At 43.7% G+C, this 25,927-nt stretch carries 24 protein-coding genes and 1 pseudogene; 16 read left to right on the top strand and 9 right to left on the bottom strand.

Annotation, left to right across the window (positions count from 1 at the left end):
* Window positions 1–162: 162 nt before the first annotated feature.
* A complete protein-coding gene (locus P5683_RS02350; protein WP_006619712.1) occupies window positions 163–1,269 on the bottom strand; it encodes a hypothetical protein in 1,107 nt (368 codons plus the stop codon).
* Between the two features lie 180 nt (window positions 1,270–1,449).
* On the opposite strand from P5683_RS02350, the gene P5683_RS02355 reads away from it, so the two are divergent.
* From P5683_RS02355 to P5683_RS02395, 9 genes and pseudogenes are all read left to right on the top strand, one after another.
* Window positions 1,450–1,578 carry a hypothetical protein gene (locus P5683_RS02355; protein ID WP_257720193.1) on the top strand — a complete coding sequence of 43 codons (129 nt, stop codon included), beginning with the start codon at window positions 1,450–1,452 and terminating at the stop codon, window positions 1,576–1,578.
* An 88-nt stretch (window positions 1,579–1,666) separates the two neighbouring features.
* The gene (locus P5683_RS02360) at window positions 1,667–2,434 is read left to right on the top strand and encodes a HAMP domain-containing protein (RefSeq protein ID WP_006619711.1); all 768 of its coding nucleotides are present in this window, start codon (window positions 1,667–1,669) and stop codon (window positions 2,432–2,434) included.
* A 57-nt stretch (window positions 2,435–2,491) separates the two neighbouring features.
* Window positions 2,492–2,710 carry a PAS domain-containing protein gene (locus P5683_RS02365; RefSeq protein WP_273249788.1) on the top strand — a complete coding sequence of 73 codons (219 nt, stop codon included), beginning with the start codon at window positions 2,492–2,494 and terminating at the stop codon, window positions 2,708–2,710.
* Window positions 2,711–2,884: 174 nt separating this feature from the next.
* Window positions 2,885–3,601, top strand: a complete 717-nt coding sequence (locus P5683_RS02370; protein ID WP_006625716.1) for an adenylate/guanylate cyclase domain-containing protein — start codon at window positions 2,885–2,887, stop codon at window positions 3,599–3,601.
* 431 nt (window positions 3,602–4,032) lie between these two features.
* Window positions 4,033–4,236: a hypothetical protein gene (locus P5683_RS02375; RefSeq protein WP_315669409.1), complete on the top strand. Its 204-nt coding sequence runs from the start codon at window positions 4,033–4,035 to the stop codon at window positions 4,234–4,236.
* 225 nt (window positions 4,237–4,461) lie between these two features.
* Window positions 4,462–4,822, top strand: a pseudogene (locus P5683_RS02380) (hypothetical protein).
* 313 nt (window positions 4,823–5,135) lie between these two features.
* Complete coding sequence (locus tag P5683_RS02385) at window positions 5,136–5,426, top strand: hypothetical protein (protein WP_006669170.1); 291 nt, start codon at window positions 5,136–5,138, stop codon at window positions 5,424–5,426.
* 45 nt (window positions 5,427–5,471) lie between these two features.
* Window positions 5,472–5,708 carry a diguanylate cyclase gene (locus P5683_RS02390; RefSeq protein WP_273249494.1) on the top strand — a complete coding sequence of 79 codons (237 nt, stop codon included), beginning with the start codon at window positions 5,472–5,474 and terminating at the stop codon, window positions 5,706–5,708.
* Window positions 5,709–5,733: 25 nt separating this feature from the next.
* Window positions 5,734–6,009, top strand: a complete 276-nt coding sequence (locus tag P5683_RS02395; RefSeq protein WP_260379065.1) for a diguanylate cyclase domain-containing protein — start codon at window positions 5,734–5,736, stop codon at window positions 6,007–6,009.
* 6 nt (window positions 6,010–6,015) lie between these two features.
* Here the strand turns inward: P5683_RS02395 and P5683_RS02400 are convergent, their stop codons facing one another.
* Window positions 6,016–7,344, bottom strand: a complete 1,329-nt coding sequence (locus P5683_RS02400; protein WP_006625708.1) for a hypothetical protein — start codon at window positions 7,342–7,344, stop codon at window positions 6,016–6,018.
* 218 nt (window positions 7,345–7,562) lie between these two features.
* Between P5683_RS02400 and P5683_RS02405 the strand changes: the two genes are divergently transcribed.
* A complete protein-coding gene (locus P5683_RS02405) occupies window positions 7,563–11,291 on the top strand; it encodes a PAS domain-containing protein (RefSeq protein ID WP_046319750.1) in 3,729 nt (1,242 codons plus the stop codon).
* A 66-nt stretch (window positions 11,292–11,357) separates the two neighbouring features.
* A complete protein-coding gene (locus P5683_RS02410) occupies window positions 11,358–12,608 on the top strand; it encodes an ATP-binding protein (RefSeq protein ID WP_046319748.1) in 1,251 nt (416 codons plus the stop codon).
* A 6-nt stretch (window positions 12,609–12,614) separates the two neighbouring features.
* On the opposite strand, the gene P5683_RS02415 is transcribed toward P5683_RS02410, so the two are convergent.
* The 4 genes from P5683_RS02415 to P5683_RS02430 form a co-directional block, all read right to left on the bottom strand.
* Window positions 12,615–13,565: an NAD(P)H-dependent glycerol-3-phosphate dehydrogenase gene (locus tag P5683_RS02415; RefSeq protein ID WP_006625705.1), complete on the bottom strand. Its 951-nt coding sequence runs from the start codon at window positions 13,563–13,565 to the stop codon at window positions 12,615–12,617.
* 69 nt (window positions 13,566–13,634) lie between these two features.
* The gene (glpD, locus tag P5683_RS02420; protein WP_006625704.1) at window positions 13,635–15,329 is read right to left on the bottom strand and encodes a glycerol-3-phosphate dehydrogenase; all 1,695 of its coding nucleotides are present in this window, start codon (window positions 15,327–15,329) and stop codon (window positions 13,635–13,637) included.
* A 101-nt stretch (window positions 15,330–15,430) separates the two neighbouring features.
* Window positions 15,431–16,939: a glucosylglycerol-phosphate synthase gene (gene ggpS, locus P5683_RS02425; protein ID WP_006625703.1), complete on the bottom strand. Its 1,509-nt coding sequence runs from the start codon at window positions 16,937–16,939 to the stop codon at window positions 15,431–15,433.
* Window positions 16,940–17,121: 182 nt separating this feature from the next.
* Complete coding sequence (locus P5683_RS02430) at window positions 17,122–17,268, bottom strand: hypothetical protein (protein WP_008050757.1); 147 nt, start codon at window positions 17,266–17,268, stop codon at window positions 17,122–17,124.
* Between the two features lie 192 nt (window positions 17,269–17,460).
* Between P5683_RS02430 and gghA the strand changes: the two genes are divergently transcribed.
* The 5 genes from gghA to P5683_RS02455 all read left to right on the top strand — a co-directional run bounded on the left by gghA (window position 17,461) and on the right by P5683_RS02455 (window position 24,355).
* Complete coding sequence (gene gghA / locus P5683_RS02435; RefSeq protein ID WP_006619699.1) at window positions 17,461–19,968, top strand: glucosylglycerol hydrolase; 2,508 nt, start codon at window positions 17,461–17,463, stop codon at window positions 19,966–19,968.
* A gap of 205 nt (window positions 19,969–20,173) precedes the next feature.
* A complete protein-coding gene (locus P5683_RS02440) occupies window positions 20,174–20,389 on the top strand; it encodes a hypothetical protein (protein ID WP_006669175.1) in 216 nt (71 codons plus the stop codon).
* 310 nt (window positions 20,390–20,699) lie between these two features.
* Window positions 20,700–20,870, top strand: coding sequence for a hypothetical protein (locus P5683_RS02445; RefSeq protein WP_315639505.1), 171 nt, complete (start codon window positions 20,700–20,702; stop codon window positions 20,868–20,870).
* Window positions 20,867–22,684: a polysaccharide biosynthesis/export family protein gene (locus P5683_RS02450; protein ID WP_006625699.1), complete on the top strand. Its 1,818-nt coding sequence runs from the start codon at window positions 20,867–20,869 to the stop codon at window positions 22,682–22,684. Before P5683_RS02445 ends, P5683_RS02450 begins: the two co-directional genes overlap by 4 nt.
* 24 nt (window positions 22,685–22,708) lie before the next feature.
* Entirely contained in the window at window positions 22,709–24,355 is a 1,647-nt protein-coding gene (locus P5683_RS02455; RefSeq protein WP_006625698.1) for an AarF/ABC1/UbiB kinase family protein, read from the top strand.
* Between the two features lie 6 nt (window positions 24,356–24,361).
* Here the strand turns inward: P5683_RS02455 and P5683_RS02460 are convergent, their stop codons facing one another.
* Genes P5683_RS02460 through P5683_RS02470 form a run of 3 tightly spaced genes read right to left on the bottom strand, consistent with a single transcriptional unit; the run spans window position 24,362 to window position 25,924 of the window.
* Window positions 24,362–25,024, bottom strand: a complete 663-nt coding sequence (locus P5683_RS02460) for a Na(+)/H(+) antiporter subunit B (protein ID WP_006625697.1) — start codon at window positions 25,022–25,024, stop codon at window positions 24,362–24,364.
* Window positions 25,024–25,653 (bottom strand): DUF4040 domain-containing protein, encoded by a 630-nt coding sequence (locus tag P5683_RS02465; protein WP_006625696.1) that lies wholly within the window; start codon window positions 25,651–25,653, stop codon window positions 25,024–25,026. The genes P5683_RS02460 and P5683_RS02465 overlap by 1 nt, the downstream gene beginning before the upstream one ends.
* Complete coding sequence (locus tag P5683_RS02470) at window positions 25,643–25,924, bottom strand: monovalent cation/H(+) antiporter subunit G (protein ID WP_006669178.1); 282 nt, start codon at window positions 25,922–25,924, stop codon at window positions 25,643–25,645. Before P5683_RS02470 ends, P5683_RS02465 begins: the two co-directional genes overlap by 11 nt.
* Window positions 25,925–25,927: the final 3 nt, after the last annotated feature.

Here is a 25,927-nt window from a genome sequence, read left to right on the forward strand (position 1 = left end):
TAATCTACAACCGTCTAATATAATTCTACCACAGCTTCAGCGATCGCTTTACTTCTATATCTCCTCAAGCCTGATTTGGCACAAGCTGCCCCTACCCTCCTGACCCGGAAGGCCAAGGGCAAGCTCCGTTTTTCTGTTACTGACAGCCTAATCTACAACCGTCTAATATAATTCTACCACAGCTTCAGCGATCGCTTTACTTCCATTTTTATCTAAAGTTTCCGATAAGCGAGGGGGGTTCAGGGGTTCGCGTAGAAATTCCCAATTTCCCGTCAAAAACTCCGCAGCCGTCAGAATTTGGTGGAAACCATAATTTTCTAACCCCTCAATTAATATCGGAGACTCAGCAAAACCAGACCGCACCAAAGACACTAGGGGAATATCCAACCGCAATGCTTCCGAAAATGTACTATAGCCTGGTTTAGAAATAACTCGCCCACACAAAGGCATCAAATCTACCGGACGCAGGCGGGAATATTCCGCTAATGAAGGGCTAGATTTCACCATATCTCTAGGCTTAATTAAATTATCCATATCCGGGGAATTACTATCAAAAGTAATGAACTGATAATCAGGAAACAGCCCTAAATTATTATAGGGAATTGCGTCTAGTCCTAAGCCTCCAAAAGTCAGCATAATAGTTTTTTCTACAGGGGATTTAATCTGAAAGTCTGACCTAATTTTGGATAAATTATAGCGAGGATCACCACCAGTTAAACCCATATCTTCAATGACAGGAAATGCCGTCATCTGCTCATGAAGAGGCAGCCTAAATAAGCGATCGCATTGCCCAAAACACTCCCCAATCCAATCCGCTATTTCCTGGAATTGCTCCCCCCAATCACGATAAATAAAATCCCACCCAAAATTACTCATCATCCAACCAGGAACCCCAGCCGACCGAGCTATAGGCGCAGCCAAAGGTGGAATATCCGACAGCACTAAATTAATCCGATTTTGACGAATAAAATCAACTTCTCTGGCTACAATAGACCTCTGCCGCTGCTTAATATCCTCTAACTTGGAACGAGTCGCCAATTTATCCATAGTGATACTATCCGACTGAACTACCCCCACATCAAAAGCCCGCGATCGCACCACAAAATCACCCGAAATATAAGACTCCAATAACCAGCGGGGAGCCTGAGTTACTAAGAATAATAAAACATCAGGACAAAATTTCTGGATTTGAGCAGCTACAGAAGCAGCACGAACAGCATGACCAAATCCGTGATTAGTAATCGCAATATAAATAGCTGGCCTGGTCATAGTCGAAATTAACTCACTCAAATTTTGGTAACATATTTTACCCTAAATCCCCCCAGTGCGATCGCCTCAACATAATTCCCTCCACCAAAGAATTTAGAATTCCCAATCAATCCGGTATCAAATCGTGTCAGAATGTATTGGTTACATACAATCCATGTCTACTTTTTACTTTGATCAGTGGTGACAGTTTTCAGCGTCGGGGCGATCGCATTTAGTCAGGCTAGGGCTTCAATTAAAACCCTAGTTTTTGAACGACCCACTATGACTGTCTCTACCCCCCTACGGGATAATCAAGGTGAAACCCCATAGGTGTTCTCGCCGCTCACCTTAGCCTAGAGCAGATGGATCTCCGATTATCTTCGATTCTACTGGGCTAGGAGAACAAGGGGAAACCTATTTGATCAATAACTTGCGCGTATTTGTATCTGGGGAAGAGTTTGGCCGACAAGACCTTCCTAGAGGGGGTCACAGCGAAGGCATTGATCGCGGGTTGCAACGGGAAAATGGGCGCGGCAGTTATTTAAACTATGCTGGCGTTCCTGTACTTGGTGTGTTTCGCTGCTTAGAACACCAAGAACTTGTCCTATTAGTGGAAATGCCACGGTCGGAAGCCCTAGATCCCGCTCGTCAGTTGGCTTGGACTACTTTGGGGGTCGGTTTAACTTTTACCGGCTTACTCACTGTCGGCGTTTATCTATTGGCGAGCCAAATTTCTCGCCCTATATTGGCGATCGCTACTGTTGCTACCAAAGTCGCAGACGGCGACCTCACCCCTGTGGCTCCCGTAATGACCGATGATCAGGTGGGAACCCTAGCTATGGCTTTTAATCCCATGACTGGACAACTGCGACGACTCTATGCCGGTCTACAGGAAAAAGTTACCCTACTTCAACAGACTGAAGTTGAATTGAATCAGAGTCTTGAACAGTTACAGATCGAAAAACAAGCCGTTGAATATCACCAAGCCCAAATTAGTATTGCTAATCAGGAAATTACCTTACTTAACGATCGCCTCAAAAATGAAAATATAGATTTGGCTCAGGAGTTAAAGGTTAGTAATAAACTTCTGCGTCAGTTTCTCGAAGCTATGCCTTTGGCCGTTGTCGTTGTCGATCATCTTGGGCAACTTTACTATACTAACCAGGCCGCCCACATCCTCTTTTGACCAGGGACAGTCCTAGATGATTTCACTAATCAAAATTCTGTCATTTATCCTAGTTATATTGCCGGAACTGACCAACTATATCCCGATGATAATTTACCCCTAGAGCGAGCTTGGCGAGGGGAAAGTGTCGTAGTTGATGATATTGAAGTGCATCAACCTGATCGGATCATCCCTGTGGAAGCTAGGGCTAGACCTATTCATGATGCCCACGGAAATATTACCTTTGCGATCACTACTTTTCAAGATATCAATGAACGCCAAAAAGCTGAAGCATAACGACAAAGTTTTATCGAAGAAATGTTGATAGTTAACTGTGATTTATAACTAGCCCTTAATGAACAAGAAGAACTCACCGATGCCGCTGGCAGGTTTGTTCCTAATCAGTTTTTATCCTGCCTCGGTTATGAAAGTATTGTCGAAGTTAAATCAGGAGATGCCGTCGAAAAACAAATGTCCATTTTGTTTTCAGATATTCGCCAGTTTACCAATCTTTCTGAAAAGATGAGCTTGGCTGATAATTTTAAGTTTATTAATGCCTATTTATGCCGCATGGAACCGGCAATTATTGAAAATTGCGGATTTATAGATAAATATATTGGAGATGCAATCATGGCATGGTTTGGCCGCAGTGCTGATGATGCTGTCCAGGCGGGAATCGCTATGCTCAAATTATTAAGCCTCTATTATTCTACCCGCCAACGACCAGGAAGACCACCTCTGAAAATTGGCATTGGTATTAATACTGGAACTATGATGTTAGGTATTGTTGGAGGTAAAGATAAAATTGATACCACTGTCATTAGTGATGCCGTTAATCTCGCCGCTCGCTTGGAAGAGTTAACTCCCAAATATGCCGTGCCACTTTTGATTAGCCAACACACATTCCTGTCTCTTGAAAATCCTAATAGTTACGCTTTTAGAATTATTGATAAAGTCGCCGTCAAGGGGAAATCTGAAATGGTCTCTGTCTGGGAAATATTTGATGCTGACCCCCCAGAAAGTCGCGACGCTAAGTTGAAAACTAAAACTCAGTTTGAGTCAGCATTAACCCTCTATTATCTACATCAATATAAGCAAGCTGCTCAATTGTTGCAGATCTGTTTAGCTGAAAATCCTGGTGATGCTGTGGCTCAAATTTACTGGAAACGGGTTGTTGATCAGATGTGATCCTAGATTTACCCCTCCCACCCCTCGCTCACTATCCAACTCTAGGCAAATTATCAAAAATATGGTATCCTTAACTTGAAATCCATTAATAACAACATCCTATGCTCTGACCCCTAAGAAATGTCTCTCAATTTTTGGGAAACTTTATCCCTGGAAATTACCTCAACTATTTAAAGTCAAGCGGTACACCTACCAAAAGTTATTAAACCTTGAGTTATTCAACATAACATGAAACGAATTTTTGGAGAATTTTTGGAAGCACCAAGTACCAGCAATGAGTTTTTGGTGATTGGGTTGTCCCCCACTTCCGTTGAAACAAAGGTGGATAAATTATGGTCTATATGACAACTTTATGGCTGATTATGTCACTACATTTTTTCCAAACATGGAACCAGATCAAGACTCAGTTAGTCGCCAAATGAAAGTCAAAATTGCTGTCAATTTCGTGGCTCATGATTTATGGAAAAATGCTATTAAATTTAGCGATAAATCATCAACATATCAGATTAAATAAAATACAGCTATTTTGGCAGCACGATCATCTCTCATTTTTGGTGGCTAATAGTATCCAGAAAGACGCGGTTAGTTCTTTTCAAGACTACATTGAAGAGTTGCTGATTTCTGAACCTCAATAGATGTATATTCATCAGGTAGAAAAAAATGTAGAAAATGATACCGAATCCGGCTGAGGATATTTAACAATGGTTAATGACTATATGGCTAAACTAGGCTGGAAGTTTGAAACCCTAGAACCAGATCCCTCCCAGACTATTGTTACTACAATGGTTCAACTCACCATATAATCACCATCTCAAGTTGTTAAATATCATTTGTTAAAAACTTGAATACAGGAATTAAACATGGTAATTCAATCATATCAAACTCAAGATTATATATAGCATTGGTTACGATAGCCAAATCTCTACTATTGCCCGGAAAGGGTCTCTCAGACTCAATGGCATAAAAGAGTCGAATGCAGTGGTTAAATTACTTAATGATGTATTAGATATCGAACCTTCCCCAATTACCCTCAACCTTAGAGAGTTGCAATTTCTCAACAGTTCGGGAATTAATATGCTGTCTAAATTTGTGATTAAAGTGAGGCAGAAAAAAAATATGAACTTGGTGTTGTTAGCTTCTAGTAAAATACCTTGGCTAGGAACATCCCTCAAAAATTTGCAGCGATTAATGCCTAGCCTAGAATGGGAAATTGATGCCTAAATTTAACTAAATGCTATGATTTAACTCAACAATCATATATCCCTCACCGCCTAAAACTGGGTTAAATATCACTGAAAAACTTGTTCATCTCCCAGACCTATACTCAGTTAAATTATCCCAGTTACTCCAGAGCTTTATCTAGGTATTATTATCTAGGTATTCAATGATTGATGAACTGCTAGGTAGTCCCCAGCCAGCAATATAGATCATCAAAATTTGTCGAAAATTGACGACAGCTATCCGACTGCATTTATTTAATTTTAACCCTAGTATTTGTGCCTAATTAGAATTAATTTAGGGGGTCCGTATGGGGATGCCATCAGAATCTAATAGTGAGAGTGATTTGGTTTTACAAAATCATAAATTGCCGGAGGAAATTGAGAGACTGAAACCAGAAAAAATAGACCTGGAAATTTTACTAGAAACCACGATGCTTCATGCTGATTTGGTGGAACAGGAATTGTATCATTCTCATCATCAACTTCAGGAGGAAATCAACCAGCATCAAGTGACTGAGCAGCAATTGAGAACTTCTGAAAAAAAGCTACAATCTTTATTAGAAAGGTTATCTCAAACTAATACTGACCTAGAAATTATGTTATAGACAACCACGGCTCATGGTGATTTGATTTAAAAATTTTCCCATGACTTGAGTATTCGTGACTCTTTGACCGGATTATTTAATCGTCGCTATATGGAACAGTCCCTAGTCCGACATTTAGAACGCCCTAAAGAACAGCAAGAACCCCTAAGTCTTATTATAGGCGATATTGATGATTTTAAAGGATTTAACGATCGCTGGGGACATCAAGCTGGAGATGTCGTCCTGAAAGCCGTCAGCCGATTTTTAACAAAATCATACTCGCCTATCGGATACTACTTGTAGATATGGGGGAGAGGAGTTTCTCATTATTTTACCCTCCACCACTATTGAGGAGGCTCATAAAATTGCTGAATTTCTTAGGAAAGGTATCAAAAATCTATACCATCAATATTCCTATATTTTTATGCGGGGACTCACTATGTCTATGGGGATAGCAGGTTGTCCCATACACGCTGATTGTCAGTCTAGTTTAATTACAGCGGCAGACATGGCATTATACTATTCTAAAACCAACGGACGCGATCGCGTCACCATGGCCTCTTCAAATTTATGCCAAAGTCTCAAAAATGACCATCATTCATAACTTAATTTACAATTGACTGCGGGTATGTCGTGCTTTTTGTAACAGTTCTTGAGCCTCAGCATTAACAGTAGTTCCAGGTCGCACTAACTCTAATGTATAAATAACCTCGGATATCTTATTGTTTAAAGATGCAAAACTGGGATTAGAAGAAGCAGTCAACTGTCGCCATTCAACAATTAATTGTCTGGCTCTATCCATGGCGGCTACAGAATCTCTTTCATCCTGTAATCTTTGTTCAATTTGCCGACGATTTGACCGATATTGAGCTAGTTTTGTTTGAGCTTCTAAATAACTAGGATTGTCTTGATTAATCTGTTGTAAGCGTTTAATCGCCTCATCCCAATGCTCGATTACCTGCTGCCAATGTAATTGACTATGGGGTGGATTTTGAGCTTCATTAGCAGCCTTACTAGCAAAAATTTGCGCCGCCTCAATTAAAGTATTACCCTGTAAACGACCAGCGACAAACCCCACCTGCTGCTGAAAATCCCGTTCCGCAGTGGTTAACTGCTGTCGTGCATTCTTTCCAGACAAGGTGGCTTGGGGGATTGGTCGGAGTTGATCAATAGCCTGTTGCCAAACTATAATGGCTGTCTCTTTATCCGCCGCCGACTGTGCTTGATTATACTGTGCTGTAGCTACCTGTAAAGCCTGTTGAGCTTCCTGTAAGGCTTGATAAGCATTCTGTTCCTGGAAAATCTGCGCTTCCATGCGACCCACCAGTTTCCGGGCATTTTGATACTCATCAAAAGTAAAGCGCCAGGTGCAACCCAACAAATTGCAATAAGCCTTTGGGTAATATCCTAAAAACCATACAGGTAACTTATCCAAGTGATGTTGAGCCTGTAGGGCTTTCTCGCTTCCTAGTTCAAAGTCTGTGATGGCTGTGGCTCGATTCACCAATTGATCAGCCTGTTCTACTAAAGCGATCGCCTGTCGGTAGTTATAATCCATGCTAATATAACTGGGAAGCAACAGCAAGGGCGCAGTTCTAGCCACAGGTTGGCGGATCATTGGTAGTGGTAAATTAACTAACCAAACGACCCCGCCTAGTCCCCCTAGGACTGCTCCTCCCCAAAATATCTTTTTCAGCGCACCAGGCGGACGGTTAGCCCGGGCGGCTTGATCAATTACTTTGGGGTTAAAATCAGGAAACTGATCTGTAAGTAATTCCTCAATTTCCGATCGCGTCAGGAAATCTCCCGATGGCGATCGCCTTTTGTTCAACCGGGATACTACAAGATCAGCCCCAATTCTGTCAATGGGATTTTCTTTAACCCGCCGATTGATCTCGGTCAGCAGAATATCAAAGGATTTTGGCGAAAGTCGTGCCATAAGTACACCTTCCTACCCCAATGATTAAAGTTTATATTTTCTATAGGATAGCTCCTGTGCATCTACAAGCAATAGCTATATAATTCCTGAAATCGACTGACGATTTTAGGGATTATTAAGGTATCCCTACAGGTAGATGTGTCAATAGTAACAATAATTCATCCTTGAGATAGAGGCAATTTTTCTGTCAGCTTAGTCTTATACAAATTTCAGTATTAATGGTTTTAACAGTAATGGCAATGGTCAGTCAACTATCAGCCCCAGATCTAGCTTTAATCGCCCACCTAGGATTTATAGAGCCAATGGTGTTACCACAGAGGGTATCTTTTCTATTGGCGATCGCTGACTACATTCTCGCCCTGCTGTTATTCTACATCATCTGGAGCTGGCGGGATCTTCCCCTGCGCCGATTAATCTTTCTATGTGCGTTGTTTGTCCTCTGTACTGGTAGCTTTATTCTGTTACAGGGAGAGACTTGGTTAAATCCTACACCTAACCTGATTTTAACAGTAGGGGCGATCGCTTTCATTATTTCCCTATCAATTATCCAGGGACTACTTAAATTAATCCCCGGTCTGGGGCTGGGTGAGTCAACCCCCCAACTCCAAAACTCAAATGGTCTACTCCTCAACCCTAATTCTTGGCCAGAAACCACCCGCTACCCACGGCAACACACACAAGCACCTGTCAAAAATAGCCAATCAGATCTTCTGTTGACCATTCAAGATCAGACCGCTGAACTTCAGGAAACCATTAAACAATTAAAACTACAAATTCAACAGCAGCAAGTGATAGCCACGAATGCTACACAAGAGAAACATTTGCTGCAAGCTATTCTTGATAACTGTCCGGCGCTGATCTGTGCCAAAGATAGTCAAAACCGTTATATTATGGTTAATCGTCAGTGCGAAATTTTCTTAAATCGACCAGCCCAGGAGATTCTTGGTAAAACCAACTATGATTTATTGCCAACAACTATCGCCCAAAAACTACAAGAATCGGATCAAAAAGTTTTCGACAGTGGTAGAGTGCAGCAAACTCACCAAAATATAGTCAATTATCATGGTAAAATTCGCCAATTTATATCCGTAAATTTTCCGATTTTTAATCAAAATAGACATATTTTAGCCGTGTGTAATATTGGTAGTGATATCACGGAAGGCAAACACCAAGAACAGAGGCTTAGGTTACTAGAATCAGCCGTCAGCCACACCACTGATGCGATCGCGATCGCTCAATCTAACCCCGAAAACACGACGGATTCCCAGATAGTTTATATTAATAAAGCCTTTACTAATCTGACCGGATATCAGCCCGAAGGTATCATTGGTAAAAATCCCAATATTCTGCAAGGAATAGACACAGACGAGCAACAATTAAAGCGAGTTGAAGTCGCCCTCAGCCAGAGTGAGTCGATACAAGTGGAATTGATTAACTACCGTCAGAATGGCTCGAAATATTGGGCGGATCTTAGTATTTCTCCGGTCACTGATGACACGGGAAAAGTCAGCCATTTTGTCTTTGTACAACGTGATATAACATCCCGAAAACTGAAAACTAGCACCCTCCAAAAAGAGCGAGAACAACTCCAGCAAATTATTACTAATGCTCCCGTGGCTGTAGCCATTTTAGATTGTTCTATGCGCTATATAGCTTATAGCGATCGCTGGCTACAAGAGTATCATCTTCCCCAAGAATCCTTAGTTGGTCGTAGCCACTATGAAATTTTCCCCCATATCTCAGAAACCTGTCGAGAACTGTACCGTAAAGCTATTGCTGGCGAGGTTATTTCCTGCTCGGAAGATGTGATGACTTATCCCGATGGTTCCCAGGGATATTTTCGCTGGGCGATTCATCCTTGGTATACCTTAAATCAGGAAATAGGCGGGGTGGTTATTGCCACTTATCCCATTGATGAATTGGTGAAAGCACGAGAAGCAGCCTTGGAAAACTCTCGGCTAAAATCCCAATTTCTCGCTAATATGAGCCATGAAATTAGAACCCCTATGAATGGGGTTTTGGGGATGACTGGATTATTGCTGAAAACTGAACTAGATACTAAACAAAAAGATTTTGTCCAGGCGATTCGCACCAGTGCCGATCATCTCTTGTCTATCATTAATGATATTCTCGATTTCTCCAAATTAGAAGCCCAAGAGATTGAACTAGAAGAACTAGATTTTGACCTGGAAGAATGCCTAGAAAATATCATTGATTTATTGGCAGCCCAAGCTGAAAATAAGGGCATTGAATTAGCCGCTATTGTCGATCGCAATGTTCCCCGTTATCTGCGCGGCGACCCCGGTAGACTGCGACAGGTACTTTTAAATTTGATGAGTAATGGCATTAAATTTACCCCCGCTGGAGAAGTAACCCTGCGAGTTAGCCGCCCTCCTAACTATGATATTAATGCTCCTTTGACATTACGTTATGAAGTGCAAGATACTGGCATTGGTATTCCGGCTGAGGCTCAAGAACGGGTATTTGAGGCTTTTTCTCAGGTAGATGCTTCCACCACCCGTAAATTTGGAGGAACCGGGTTAGGCTTAGTAATTTGTAAGCAACTTTTAGAGGTTATGGGGGGAGAAATTGGCTTGGAAAGTGTGGTTGATCAAGGTAGCACTTTTTGGTTTACTCTGCCTTTTTCTATATCCAAAACTGCATCATTTCCCAATTTACCAGATACCTTAACTAAGTTAAAAATTTTGGTGGTCGATGCTAATGCGAGTGTGCGCCAGTCTGTCCGCTATCTGATTCAATCTTGGGGGATGGAACTTCAGGAAGCCTCCGACCCAGAAATGGCTTTGTCAAAGTTGCGTGATGCCGCCCATAATAACCAACCCTTTAATTTGGCAATTTTTGACCAAAATCTGTTAATTTATGGAAAGCAAAATTTAGCGGCAGTTATCCAAAATGAACCCCTCATGAGTGCGACTAAGTTAGTGCTAATGACTTCTATGCGCCGCCTAAGTTCGGTGGAAGATTTATTAGATGATGGCTTGGCTAAAAGTTATTTAATTAAACCTGTGCGCGCTTCTCGATTATTTGATGCTTTACTCACAGCTATGGCTAATGAAATTACGGTGAATTTAGCCGAGTTTCATTCGGGTCGTGATAGCTTGGGGGATAATTCTAGCACCCTCTCCCCTGCGGGTTTGGATTTAAAAGTTTTACTGGCTGAGGATCATCCTATTAATCAACAGGTATTGTTAAATCAGTTGAGTTTATTAGGTATTGAAGCTGATTTGGCGGAAAATGGAGAACAGGTGCTGGAATTATTAAACGATCGCCATTATGACCTAGTGTTTATGGATTGTCAGATGCCTAAATTAGATGGTTATGCCACAACTGAGGAACTACGGAAACGGGAAGGAAACGATCGCCATACCACTGTCATCGCCCTCACCGCCCACGCCATGCCTAGCGATCGCCAAAAATGCCTATCAGCAGGTATGGATGATTATATCAGCAAACCCATAACCCAGGAGGAGTTAGCATTTAAACTGCAAACTTGGGCCGCCCGTCGGCAACAAATGCCCGGCACAAATGCCCCTACAACCAGCCAGACCCCCAAAACCATACAAAATAACCAAAACCAGGATAAACCCAGCCGGCTGGTCGATTTAGACCGCCTCCAGACAATTTCTAGGGGTAAGGTTGAATTTCAGAAAAAGCTATTGGCTGTATTTATGGAAAATGCTCACCAAGATCTAGCGAAACTGCGCCAAGCTACCAGCGCATCAGACTTTCAAGTTATGGCTATGGTAGCTCACCGCATCAAAGGTTCTAGTGGTAATGTGGGAGTAGCGATTTTAACTGCGATCGCCGCCGATATCGAACAAAAAGCCCGCCACCAAACTATCGAGGGATGTATGAGTCTAATTGACTCCCTCGCGGAAAATCTTAGCCGGGTGGATAGTTTTATTGAACAAAAATTTTATAGCTGATCACAAAACATGGCAAAATAGACTAACTAACATCACAGTAACTACTCAATTAATCAATATCAACCCATGGCAACTATTCTAATTGTTGATGATGACATCGCCACCCAAATGATTCTACAGAATACCCTAGAAGAACAAGGGTATAAAGTGGCGATCGCAGAAGATGGTAAAACCGCCCTAGAGTTAGCCGAAAGTCTGTCCCCAGAGTTAATTATTTGTGATTGGATGTTACCGGAGTTAAATGGCTTAGAAGTATGTCAGAAACTGCGTTCCCATCCCACATTAGCCCCTACCTTTTTCATCATCTTGACCGCCCAGGAACAACTAGAGGATTCTAGTTCAATGGCGGACTTAACTGCTCAATACCGAGTGGATGAATGGATGAGCAAACCCATTGAAATTGATGGACTTTTAGCGCGGGTGCGATGTGGTTTAAAAATTTCTGCCCAAAATAAACATTTAAAACAGGCTTATCAACAACTCTTATACAGCGAAAAGATGCTGAATTTGGGGCAAATGGTGTCCGGTATTGCCCACGAAATTAATAACCCGGTTTCCTTTGTGACTGGTAATATTAACCATGCGACTGGTTACGCTCAAGATTTAATGGAATTGGTAGAGTTGTATGGTGAAACTTATCCCGAACCTGCGGCAGACATTGAGGAAAGAATCGAGGATATTGATTTAGAATTTCTGCTAGAAGATTTTCCGAAACTGCTAGAATCAATCAAACTGGGAACCGACAGAATCCGCCATTTGGTGGAGTCTCTGCGTAATTTTTATAAGCAGGATGATGGGGAATTAAAAACCGTTGACATTCATCAAGGTCTGGCAGATATTCTCCTGATTTTACAAGGACGTATTAAAGGTAAAAAAGGTCGCGGGATTCAGATGGTTCAAAACTACGGGAAATTGCCCCAGGTGCAATGCTACCCAGGGCAACTTAATCAGGTGTTTATGAACTTGTTAAATAATGCGATCGACAGTTTGGATACTAACCGAGAAGAAGATAATGAGTTTCAGCCCCAAATTCAGATTACGACGGAGGCGGAAACTTCGGATAAATCAGGGGAGGGTTGGGTAACAATCAGGATTTATGATAATGGTGACGGCATTCCCGAATCAGTATGCGATCGCATTTTTGAACCCCTATTCACCACCAAACCCCCCCAAATAGGTACAGGTATGGGATTAAGTCTCAGCCATAAAATTATCACCGAAAGCCATAGGGGAACCATCGAAGTTAAATCCGACCCCGAAACCGGAACCGAATTCATCATCAAAATTCCCCAACAGCAAACCCCAACCAGTGATTAAACACAATTAAAACTCTTGTTCGTGAAACTCCGGTTTTAAATCCCTTTCCATCAAGGCTTCAACCGCTTCTTGGGGGTTGATTTCATTGTTCAATAAGCGATAGACCTCTTCAGAAATGGGAACCGGAATTTTTTCGCGGTTAGCAATAGCAATCAGTACATTAGTGGTATTTACCCCTTCGGCGGTACTACCCAACTCCTGTAAAATCACCTCCAAGGTTTTACCCTTAGCCAAACCATAACCCACCCGATAATTACGACTTAAAGCACTATTACAGGTGGCTAACATATCCCCCAAACCGGACAGACCAAAAAACGTCTCTGTCTGTCCCCCCAAATGGGTCCCAATGCGGATCATTTCCGTTAGCGCCCGGGTCAGGAGGGCAGATTTGGCATTAATGCCCAATTCTAAACCATCACAAACCCCAGAGGCGATCGCAATTACATTTTTCAAAGTCCCCCCCAACTCCGTCCCCATGGGGTCATTACTGGTATAAACCCGCAGCAAACTGGAAGCAAATAGCTTTTGGGCGAACTCCGCCGCCGCCATATCAGCACTTGCTACCACCGTCGCAGCCGGAAGATGTCGTTCAATTTCCGCCGACAGATTAGGTCCAGATAGTACCACAATGGGATGATCTGGGAAATCCTCGTGCCAAATTTGAGAAGGAGTCCGGGTACTTTCCGCGTCCAAGCCTTTAGTCGCAGTGACAATAGGAACATGATCGGGGATACCAATTTCCTGGAGTTTTCCCGCCGTCGCCGCCACCCCTTTCATAGAAATAGCAGAAACGATTAAATCAGCGCCTTCTACCGCTTCCTCCAAAGTATTACCTAAACGGCGAGACCAGAGATTAATTTTATGGCCATTATGACCCGCCAACTCAGCCAGCGCACTACCCCAAGCCCCCGCCCCCAAAACTGTCAGGGTTGCCTGTTCCTTATCTGGAAATTCCATAAAATCTTCGTTATTCTATCTAAACAAGGGTACATTTTCACAGGGACTAGCCCTCAGCATCACCAATGGTTAAACCATTTGAGGTGATACAGCCTTTTCCCCAGCCTCCAATTCATAATCGGGAATGCAGTTTAACCGCATATAGTCATGGTAGGCTACCAGTTCGCGATCGCATTTTTCTTGAGTCCAGCCCGCATATTTTTGCAGAGTCTCAGTGATAGTCGGTAATAAATCTAACCCATAGCGCGCGTGCATCGCTAGAGTAGTTCGTCGCCGGGTAATATCCACCAAAGTTTTTGCCATTTCCGATCGCACTCCGTAGACCAGTTGGGCTTTAATATCAGGTAAAGCCGGGGTAATTTTTTCCCTCAACTCTTCATGTTCATCAGTTAGCTGCAACACCTCCAGCGCCCGCGCCCCATAAATCGAAAACAGATGATGAATAGTTTTGAGAGGTAGTTGGGGGCGATAATCATAAAGGGCTTGTCCGATGCGAGTATCATTAGGGAAAATTGCCCCAGGTAGTGGCGTGTCCGTCTCACACCGTGGCGCAGGTCGCCCCATTTTCTGATAACTCGCCTCAACCAACTCTTCCGCCACCTGGCGATAGGTGGTTAGTTTTCCACCAATCAAAGATAGCAGATTTTCCACCCCATCTTTATCATGGTCATAAACAATGTGTTTCCGGGTGATAGCAGCCGTTTTTTGGCTAGGTTCCACATAGGGAAGGGGGCGGACCCCAGAATAGGTAAACTTCACGTCTTGACGCGAAAGTTCAGCGGTAGGAAGAATGCCATTAGTTTCCCGCAACAGATAATCAATTTCATCATTATCTGCCTTAATGGCTTCCAGATTCTCATTAAAATAAATATCCGTAGTGCCAATGAGATACATTCCCAACCAAGGCACAATAAAAAACGGTCGTCCGTCGGATTTTGCCTCTACATATAGGGAAGTTTCCGGCGCACCAGGGAAGGGATCTACAATAATATGGCTGCCTTTAGTGCCACCGATTTTGCGAGTTGTGCCAATGGGCGCGGCTTCGTCTTTCTGTCGCCCCAATTTACAAACGCGATCGACCCAAGGGCCAGAAGTATTGATAACTACCGCCTTCGGACTACCCTTAACCGTAAAAGTTTCCCCACTGAAAACATCCCGACAATTCAGTTTATTAATGCGTTTTCCTTCCCGGTCAAGTCCCGTCACTTCCACATAATTAAGAATGGTTGCGCCCGCTTGTTTAGCCGCGATAATATTTTCCAGACACAACCTCTCAGCATATTCTACTTGAGCATCATAATACTGAGCGCCGCCTTTCAGATTTTCCTTATCTAAGGACCGGAATAATTGCTGAAATTGGGTGTTAGGTAGCATTCTATGAGTCGGTAAACTCTTGTCATAGCTGAACACATCATAAAGCAGCATTCCCGCCCAAATTTTCCAATAAGGACGCGATCGCCCCCCATAAACTGGTACAGTTAATAACAGTGGTTTAACTAAATGGGGCGCTGTCCGCAGTAAAATTTCTCGCTCTCGCAGGGACTCACGCACTAGGGGAAACTCGAAATATTCCAGATAACGTAATCCTCCATGAACCAGCCTAGTAGACCAGCTTGAGGTCGCCCCCGCAAAATCCCCTTTTTCAATTAAAATAGTTTTTAAGCCCCTCAGCGCCGCATCACGAGCTACTCCGGCTCCATTTATACCACCGCCAATCACAATTAAATCGTAGGTTTCCGCCTGAATTTTTTGATAGTCTCCCATGATGATTAGAGTTGAGTTTTCTTGGCTACTTTAACATCAGAAATTCGGCTAATTGATGTCCTTTCCGCATGGTATCACCAATTAACCGAATGGCGAGTTTTTTAAACAGCCACCGCCTGTTTAACAGCAGCTTTTTGATGTGTCATAGACTCGAAACGTTCAAACACATGATCCGCCCAATACTTGACATCATATTTAACTACAGTTTTATGCATTTCAGCCATCCGCTGTTTTTGTTCTTGGGGGTCCATAGCCAAAGCATATTCGATCGCCTCATCCATGCGCTGAGTCGAATAGGGATTAGTCAAAACCGCCTGGGGAAGTTCCACCGCCGCCCCCACAAATTCCGACAGCACCAAGACACCGCCGCGATCTTCTCTGGCGACCACATATTCTTTAGCTACCAGGTTCAAACCATCCCGCAAGGGAGTAGTCCAGCAGACATCAGCTAATCGGTAATAGGAAAACAAATCCGACAGCGGTATAGGCTGGGTAAATAACAAAGTCGGCATCCAATCTAGGCGCGCAAATCTGCCGTTAATTTTCCCTACTAATTGCTCGATTTGATGTTGAGCCGTTTTATAAACCCGCATCCCATCAGCCGCCGATACACAAGTCATCAGAAACTGAACTTTTCCATGTAAATCTTGGCGACGTTCTAACAGTCGCTCATAGGCTTCTAACATCTGCCGATTTCCCTTGACATAATCCACCCGACCCGCAGCCAAAATCAATTTGCGATCGCCTAATTCTTTACTAATTGCCGTCAATCGTGACTGACCCTCTGGCTTCTCTAAAACCGATTCTATGAAACCCGGATTTGTACCCACCGGGAAAGCGTCAATATTCACTATTTGACCCTTATACTCAAGTTGGCTGACCATTTCTGGTTCTGCTAAAGCCGTTCCTACTTTGGTAAGATGAGGGGCTACAGGTTCCCGTTTAACCACTTTTATCTCGCACAAACTGCGGGCGACATTTACAAAATTCTCCGAGTAGCGAGGAATATGGAAACCGACTAAATCGCAGCATAAAAGACTCTCCACAATTTCCTGTCGCCAAGGTAGGATATTAAACACATCCACCGACGGAAATGGCGTATGATGAAAGAACGCAATCCGTGCATCCGGTTTCATTTCCCGAATGTAGCGCGCCGCCAACCATAGGTTATAGTCATGAATCCAAATTAAGGCATCATCTGCCGCCTCTTCGCAGGCTGCTTCTGCAAATAAACGATTAATCGTGGTAAAGTTTTCCCAGTCTGCTGTTTCCGAGGTGAAATGGTAGGGGAACGAGTGTAGAACTGGCCAGAATGCCTCTTTAGAGGTGATGTGGTAAAAATGTTTAACCTGGTCCGCGTTTAAGGCTATGCGGCGCACAGTATAGTTGCCTTCATCTTCTACTTCTACTCTTTCTTGAAAGTCCGCTTTTTGCTTCGCCGTTACTTGTTTCCAAGCTACCCAAGTGCCTTTATTAACGTTAGCAAAGAAACTTTTTAGGGTCGGTACGATACCATTAGGGCTTTTTTTGGCTCGGTAGTGAATTTTTCCATTTTCGATTACCTCATCGTAGGGTTCGCGATGGTACAGAATTACCAGTGAAGATTTCATAATTTTTGTGTTTTCCGTGAAACAATTTTGAGGTTTACAGTTATGCGATCGCCTGAATTTTCAGGAGTCTCGCGCCATGTTCATTTGCGGTCAACTCCCACGCTAAAATACAGCGCGTCTGTGGGTCAATTTACGAGTTGACTTGCTTGATGAACAGGGATATATAGATTTATTCATGAAAACTATATTGACAACAACAAATTGATGGTTAAGTATGTTAGTGTTAACTTCCCATCAACGCCATACAGTAGGTAGGCTATAATTATGCGATCGCCATCAAACATCAACCACATTTGAGCGATACCGCACCTAATGGTCAATTGAGCCATTGACCTATTACACTTTAACTCTATTACTGGAGCCTAGCCTTCGCAGGTTAACAAAACTTAACCATAGTTAACATCTATCCTAGGGTTGATTCACAAATGGGGGAAGCGATCGCAAATTTAAAACTAACGCTAGAGTCGGAAACCCCTGGGTTAGACTAGAGTTAAATTGTCGAGTCAAGTAGAAAGTTAGTTTTGGTAACCACAACAGAACCCACCATCAAACTGGTAGACGAAGAAACCGAAAATCTGCTAAATTGGGCAGCGACCGTCGAGCATTCCAAAGCCTCCTATTTTGAAAAAGCGCAAATTCTCGCCCAAAAATTAGGAGCGCACTGGCTAGGAGACGGACTCACACAAATCGGATTTTGGACCCCCAAATTAACCTCCCAAGTCATGCGGAGGCTAGAGATTTTCCTAGAGGTACTCACCCCCATAGATGAAATAGACCTGCGGGCAGATCAGCAAGTAGTCCGTTTCCACCGTACCCGACTCAACCTCAAACAACAGGGAGAATATCACTGGGGGGTTGTGGCCGGAATGGAACCCGGAAGCCGAGAGCAAGTCGGATCATTCTATTGGCTGCGCTACATTGACCAAGCCGAAAAACTGCAAGCCATCCGTGACCCCCTAGCCTACTCCCTTCCCTATGGAGTATTCGGACCCGCCGAACTTTACGACATCGAAACCCTACAAGCCCAACGCGCCGACCTAGAATATTTGAGCCGTCGGGGAACCTCCCGCCACCCCACCATTGATCTACATGATGATGATCTCTCCCCCCTACCCAACCCCAGATTAATTCCCAGGGTTCGGGCTCCCAAAAACATTCTGCAACTTCATGTAGGAACCGCCACCGCTGCTGGAACCTTTGAGGGATTAACCAGCCTTTATAGTCGCATTTCCGATAAATTAGCCAAAAATATTCCTCTGACCCCCCTCGAGGAAAACTATATCGGTTATGGTGCTGTCCAACTGCTACCGACAGAACCCCCCATCGAGTTTAGGGATGAATATAGTCCCGAAAGTGAGTTTTTCGCCTTCATGTCAGAAGATGAAGACATTATCGAGATTAATCTTAGCAAACCCGATACCCAGGATTGGGGCTATGATGTGCCAATTTTAGGTTCTTCTACCACAAATCCCGCAATTCTAGGCAGTCGTCGCCCTGATGAGGTAGTGGATTTTATTGCCACATTGCATAATTTCTCTACCGGACCCATTCAGGTGATTTATGACATTGTTTATGGTCATGCTGATAACCAATCAGAATTACTCCTGAATCGTCAGTTCCTAAAAGGGCAGAATATGTATGGTCAGGATTTAAACCACCAACTGCCAACGGTGCGGGCAATTTTGCTAGAAATGCAGCGCCGTAAAATGAATACCGGAGTTGATGGGATTCGCATTGATGGCGGTCAAGATTTCCGCTTTTTTAATCCCTTAACTGGCTTCGTGGAACAGGATGATGCTTATTTGTTAGCCATGAGTGATGTCGTCCAAGATATTGGCGGCTATCAACGGTTACTGTTTACTATTTTTGAAGATGGCAGACCCTGGCCAGAGGAAGGATGGGAGGAAATTTCTACCTATCGAGATCTGATTGAACTGCGCCCAGACTCCTTCCAATGGGGGCCGTTGATTTTTGCTCATAATACGCCCACCTTAAAGGGTTTTTGGGATAGAAAATGGAAACGAGTTTGTGAGGTGATTTATCAGGGAGAAAATTGGATTACGGGTTGCGCTAATCATGATACCGTCCGACGGGGTAATCAGGTTGAGTTAGACCAAGAAATTAATTGGAATTTGGGTAAAACTTGGTCGGAGGTTTTGCATAATGGTTATGATAATCCGGCGGTGACATTGTGGGTATATGGCTTTAGTCCGGGTTTACCCATGGATTTTATTAATGCTACCACCAGAGCCCCCTGGATGTTTTTCCGCAATACTGATGAACGCTATGGCGTGAAAGTTGTTGCCGAAGAAATGGGCTTTTTGGATTGGCAAATCACCCCGGAATTGTATCAGCAAGATTTTGTGTTTTCTCGTTTAAAAAGTTTGGGATTTGAGGACTTAGAAGAACTCAAGCAGTTTGGGAAGGCTTTACAACAGGCGATGATTGATGCTGATTATAGTCTACCCGCTGTGGTAGAGGCTTGTCAGGCTTGTTTTGGCGATTCTGCACAAGAGTGTAAACTTGAATATTTGCAAAAGATTAATCACCCGGAAATGGTGGAGTTTCTCAAGGATCTCGATATTCCGAAACTCAAAGAATTTGCCCTCAAATTTATGGAGGACTGCTACGAAATCTGTAATGTCTCTCACTATGGTGAGGATCTAAATGCTGTGCAAACTAATTTTAATTTGCAGTTGCGTCGCTTCCGACACGATCGCATTTGGTTGCGTCAGAATTTGATGGGAACAGATCAGTTTCACAAAATCGGTGATCAGACTCAGACCGTGTTTTATGGAGTCCGAGGAAACCCTTACCGGGAAGAAGACCAAGTGGTGATGGTGGCCAATATGGGAGGGGAACCAATGACGGTAACCGTGGGAGATTGGCTAGAATTAGACTTATCCGAGTGGAAAGTGGCGATCGCCTCTCCCGGAGTCCAATTAGATGATAACCTAGCTTCCTTGAAGAAATTTGAACTCAAAGATAGTCAAGGTGTCCTGTTAGTACCCCAACAGCCCCAGAAATAACCTGTAGATCATAGCTGAATTGCTACCCATGCTACAGGCATTCCCAGAAATTAATGTTAGGTTGGAGTAGGGACGGTAAACAACAGGGTTGATTTTGACAAGTTCATCCCTGAGAATGTATCTTCTGTTTTCAGGCTGCATATCTGTTGCCGTCCCTAACAATTTCCCAACTTGATCACACATTTTGATTGAACTGGTGGCTATCATGGAACTAAACGACTTTTTGACCCCCCGTTATCCTTATCGAGGATCAGACCAACCCGAAAATATGCTATTTAACGCCAACCTGCAAGAATTTGCTCAACAGGTTAGTTATATTGCCGCTTTGCAAACCAACGGGAAAATGTCCACATTAGAGTCTTATAAAAAAATCAAACAACAGTGGAAGAGACTCAAAAAAACCCATAAACAACTCACGTAGTAGGTCAACTCATCAATTGACCTACACACGGCAAAAATTCGGGAGTTTGGTAGCTCCGTCTTTTGAAAGCGGGGCGGAAAAACGACTCGGCGGCTTTAGCCGCAATGACTATGATAGAATGGTATCGCCTTCTCTATGACCCAAATGAAAGGGGCTTAACATCCCGTGAGGGCAGACTTGCATCATGCAGAAATGTCGGCAGCAAAGACGTTTCATTGGCGAGAGACAAAAGGTGATTGAATGAAAATAAGTAAAAGGAAGCCTTCGGGCCACCTATAGAGGCGTATTTGACTTCGCCTAGGAGTCCGACTTGTCGGAAGTTCTGAAATCCCTCCGGGGAATCCCCGTCGCTTTAGCGCGGGGAGTAGTCAAAGATAACTGCGATCGCCCTTTGGTAGGGGGAGAGGTGGAAACTAGGGGATATAATCTATACCTAACTAGGCAACCCCTCTCCCTCTGCTACTTACTTATGTATTTATGATGAAATGCCATTATGCCGCCAAACAATATATTTCCCTAACCAGTCTGGGTCTACTCGTCTATGGTGCGATCGCTTTACCTTCCCCCAGTTGGGCTGAAAACCCCACCAATAACCCCCCTCCTCACCTTTCCCAGCTTTCAGCGCCACCAACCCAAGAAGCCCCATATACCTTGGGTGCGGGTGATGTAATCCAAGTATTTATTTTTCCCGTCGAACAATATAGCAGTCAACAAGAAGTATTAGTTGACGGTACAGTTAACCTTCCCCAAGCTGGTAGTATTTCCGTAAGTGGCATGACCTTAGAAGAGGCGGCTAGGGCTATAGGCGATCGCTATGAAAGCGCCAGAGTATTACGAAACCCCAGAGTAACCATCAGCCTCATTACTCCCCGTCCCCTCAGAATAGGCATTTCAGGGGAAATCAACCGCCCCGGTTCCTATACCATGGCTAGGGAAGGTTCCCAATTTCCCACCATTACCCGCGCCCTACAATTAGCCGGAGGTATCACCCAAGCCGCAGACCTGCGACAGGTGCAACTACGACGACCCCAGTTGGGAACATCAGAGCAAATCATCAATCTAAATCTGATGGAACTTCTGCAAACAGGTAGTCTCAGCACCGATATCCGGCTTAGGGATGGAGATGTTATCTATATTCCCACCACCACCGAAATTGACCCAGAAATGGGGCGACAAATTGCTAGGGCTAGTTTTGCTAACAACGAAGCCAGCCTAATTGATATTGCCGTATCTGGAGAAGTGCGCCGCCCCGGTCCCTATACCATCCCCAGTCAAGGAGGACCAGGGGGAGTCGCTACCATTAGCCAAGCCATTAAGCAAGCTGGAGGAATTCGGCTAATGGCGGATATCAGTCGGGTGCAAATTCGTCGCCTCACCAACCAGGGACAAGAACAAATACTAGAAGTAAACCTAGAACCTATCCTAGACGGGGATAATCTGCAACAGGATATAGTTCTACAAAATGGTGATAGTATCTTCATCCCTGCCTTAGAAACGGCCAATCTGGAACAATTATCTAACCGCCGCGCGGCGAGTTTTGCGGCTGACCAAAGTGAACCTTTAAATATTGCTGTGATTGGGCAAGTATTTCGACCGGGGCCTTATACTGTTACTGGCACTGCTCGCACCGGAGATGCTGGAGTCCCTGGGGCGGCGGGTGGTGGTAGCATCCCCACTGTTACCCGCGCTATTCAGGTGGCGGGAGGGGTTAAACCAGAGGCTGATATTCGACAGGTGGAAATTAGGCGCTCTGATAGTCGTGGGAGTCGCCAAGTGATTACTATTAATCTTTGGGAATTACTCCAAAATGGTGATGCTACCCAGGATACAATATTACAGGAAGGGGACACGGTTTTTGTACCCACAGCTACGGAGATTAACCCCGTGGAAATGGGGGCAATTGCTAACGCTAGTTTCTCCCCAAACAATATTCGTGTTAATGTGGTGGGGGAAGTGCAAAGGTCTGGAGTTGTTCAAATTCCCCCTAATACTCCCTTAAATGAAGCTATACTGACGGCCGGGGGGTTTACCTCTCGCGCCCATCAGTCCTCGGTGGAGTTGATTCGCTTTCGCCCTGATGGTACTGTGGAACAGCGCCGCCTACCAATAGATTTTACTCAGGGAGGTAATTCCCCGAATAATCCTCCTCTCCAAAATAATGATGTGGTGATTGTGGGGCGATCGACCCTGGCGAGTATTTCGGATACAGTAGATACTATCATTACGCCGTTAAATAGAGTGCGATCGCTTTTTGTAGTTCCCAGCGCGTTTATTGATATTTTCAGGAATTACTAAGTCCGTTTTATCCCCGATAAATTTATGTTCTCCATTACTAAAAAAAGCTCCCGAAAACGCGAAATTTTGGAAATTGTTTTCAGCAACGGCTGGGACTATATGCGGGGTTTGTTAGTGGGGGATAAACCAGAAGAACCTCGGCTACCATCTCCTGATGTTTTACGGAATATTTTAATTGAATTGGGTCCGGTTTATGTCAAGTTAGGACAACTTTTATCAACTCGTCCTGATTTGCTACCGGGAAGATATGTTGATGCTTTAACCGATTTACAAGCTAATGTTCCCGCTGTGGCTTGGGGGGATATTGAAACTCAACTTAGACAACAGTTTTCTCAACCTTTAGACCAGATTTTTAGTCGTATTGAAACTGAGGCGGTGGCGGCGGCATCCATTGGACAAATCCATCGCGCTACGTTGAAAAGTGGCGAAGAAGTGGCCTTAAAAGTACAGCGTCCAGGAATTGCTATTATTGTTGAACAGGATATTGAGTTAATTAAATCTTTGGCGGATTTAGTGGCGATTACTGAGTGGGGAGAAGATTATGATATTGTGGCGATCGCTGAGGAATTTACTAGCGCTTTAAAAGCTGAATTAGACTTTACCTCAGAAGCTGAATATACAGACAAATTGCGGCAAAATCTCTCAAAAACTCGGTGGTTTGACCCCGAAAAGTTAATTATTCCCAAAGTTTACTGGGAATTTACAACTCCTAATTTACTGGTATTAGAATGGTTAGATGGTGTACCTTTATTGTTGTCAGAACCTTCTAAGAAACAGACCAATGAGGATGATCCACGCCGGGGAGAAATTACCAGTTTATTATTTCGTGCCTTTTTTCAGCAAATCTATTTAGATGGCTTTTTTCATGCGGACCCCCACCCAGGAAATCTGTTTTATCTTAATGATGGACGGGTAGCTATTTTAGATTGTGGAATGGTGGGAAGGCTAGACCCTCGGACTCAGCAAATTTTAACCGAAATGTTACTAGCAGTTGTGGATATAGATGCTAGACGTTGCGCCCAACTTACCTTAGAATTAGCAGAATCATCGGAATCGGTGCAACTGGGTCGCCTGACTAATGATTATGATAGTATGCTGAGACGATATTATAATCTGAGTCTGGCGGAAATTAATTTTAGTCAGGTATTCTATGAGATTTTGCAGATTTCTCGCAATAATAGAATTCGCCTCCCTAGTAATATGGGATTATATGCTAAAACTTTGGCGAATTTGGAGGGAGTCACCCGCAGTTTTAACCCGGAGGTTAATTTACTCAATGAGATTAAACCATTGATGACGGAGTTATTCCGCAATCAATTGTTAGGAGATAACCCCCTAGAGACTCTGTTAAGGACGGCTTTAGATCTCAAAAGTTTATCATTGCGATCGCCTAGTCAAATTGAACTGTTTTTAGACCGGGTTACTTCCGAAACTCTCAAATGGAATATTAGAATCCCAGAATTAACTAGCCTGAAAAATAGCCTAAATGATGCGGCTAACCGCCTGTCTTTTAGTATTGTACTCGGTTCGTTAATTATGGGGGCGGCGATGATTTCAACTGGGGCGCAAACTCCCCAGTTGTCTCTGATTAGTAATATCCTCTTTGCGGCGGCTTCCCTGGTGGGGTTATGGCTGCTGGTGAGTGTATTGCGATCGGGAAATTTACGGTAAATTAACCTATAATAAGCCCCGATAGCGAATAAAAATTAACACCGCCGCCCAGGACCCCAAAGCCACCTTTAAGGCAACTAAAATATTCAGTAATGGCATAATCCCACCACTGACTAAACTCCCTAATTCACCATGAGGTAATTCTATACCAAACAGAGTAATTACCGCCAATAAAATAAAGATGAGGACGGAAATTTTCTCCCAAATAGATGCCTGCCAACGCTGATAAATTCCCTGCATTAACTCCGGTGGAGAAGTGATCGCAATTAAACCGATCGCCGTCCCTCCTGCTACTCCGGCAGCAAAACCACCCCCAGGGCTAAGATGACCCCTAATGGCTAATTCAATACTCACCAAAGCCGCAATAGTCGCGCCTAGTCGCGCTAAAACAACGGAAGGCTGATCAGTAAATCGATACACTTTACTAAGGGGTTTCTCATTGGCGAGTAAAAAATTACAGCCCATAATTGAGATGGTAAAAACCACTACCTCGAAGATGGTATCATAGAGGCGATTTCTGAAAATGATGCCGGAAACCGCATTAGGTACACCACTATCTTGCACTACTACTTCCACAATGGAAGGACCCAACCATTCATCGATCGGGTTGGCAATCAGCAACATCTTGAGATAAAGTATCACACCCACAGCGACATAAACCCATTTCATTAGTGTTTCTCCCCAGATTCTGTTAAATTAAAATAGTTTAAAATGGTTCGGGATGATGTCAGTTCGGCTTGCATAATGTCATAGAGCCGTTTCAGCCTAGTAGTGGTATAATAGGGTAAAGGTTCCGGTTCTGCCGATTCTGGCGATTCTGGCGATTCTGGTTGATGAGATTTGGTCGGGTAAGGACTGGCAAATATTGAATGTAAAGGCTGGATACAAGTGGCATGAATTTCCTTGGTGACTAAGGCATGATGTAACTCTTCTAAGTCCTTATAAGGTACTAATTCAACCCGCATATAATGTTGGCGAAAAATTCCCCGTAATTCATCGACCAGTTGACCAAAAGGGCGATCGCTTTCCGGCTGTTGTAATTCCTCTTTCAGGACACCCAAACGCATAACCAAAGAAGAACGCACCGCCACCCCATACAGGGTAATTGCCAGCATCGTCCCCACTAATGCTTCAGTTAAGGCTACATCTGCAGCCCCTAAGATCGCATAAACCAAAGCAGCCACAGCACCCAATATACCACGAATTACTAAGGCATGATAGGGGTTAACTTGTAAAACTACCATGGCGGTGGCTAGAGGCATTAACGCCGTGATTAGATAGATAGTATTATCGTTCATCGTCACCTTCACTACTGGAACAGTAAGCTAATACATATCCTAAAACAGTATTCCAAATTGCCAAAGAAATAATGGCAAGAATCAGCAGGGGCCATTCGCTGGGAATTCTCAGTAATAGTCCGAAAACTATGGTCATGGAACCCAAGGTATCAGAGACTGATAAACCATGTAGTTTGAATAATACTGAGCGATCGCCGACTAGGGGAAAAGTTCCCCAAAACCAAAAGACCACCCCAACTAACATCAAAAGGTCACTGAATAAGTTAATCATGAT

Source organism: Limnospira sp. PMC 1279.21 (assembly GCF_032349615.1).
Taxonomy (GTDB): Bacteria; Cyanobacteriota; Cyanobacteriia; order Cyanobacteriales; family Microcoleaceae; genus Limnospira; species Limnospira fusiformis.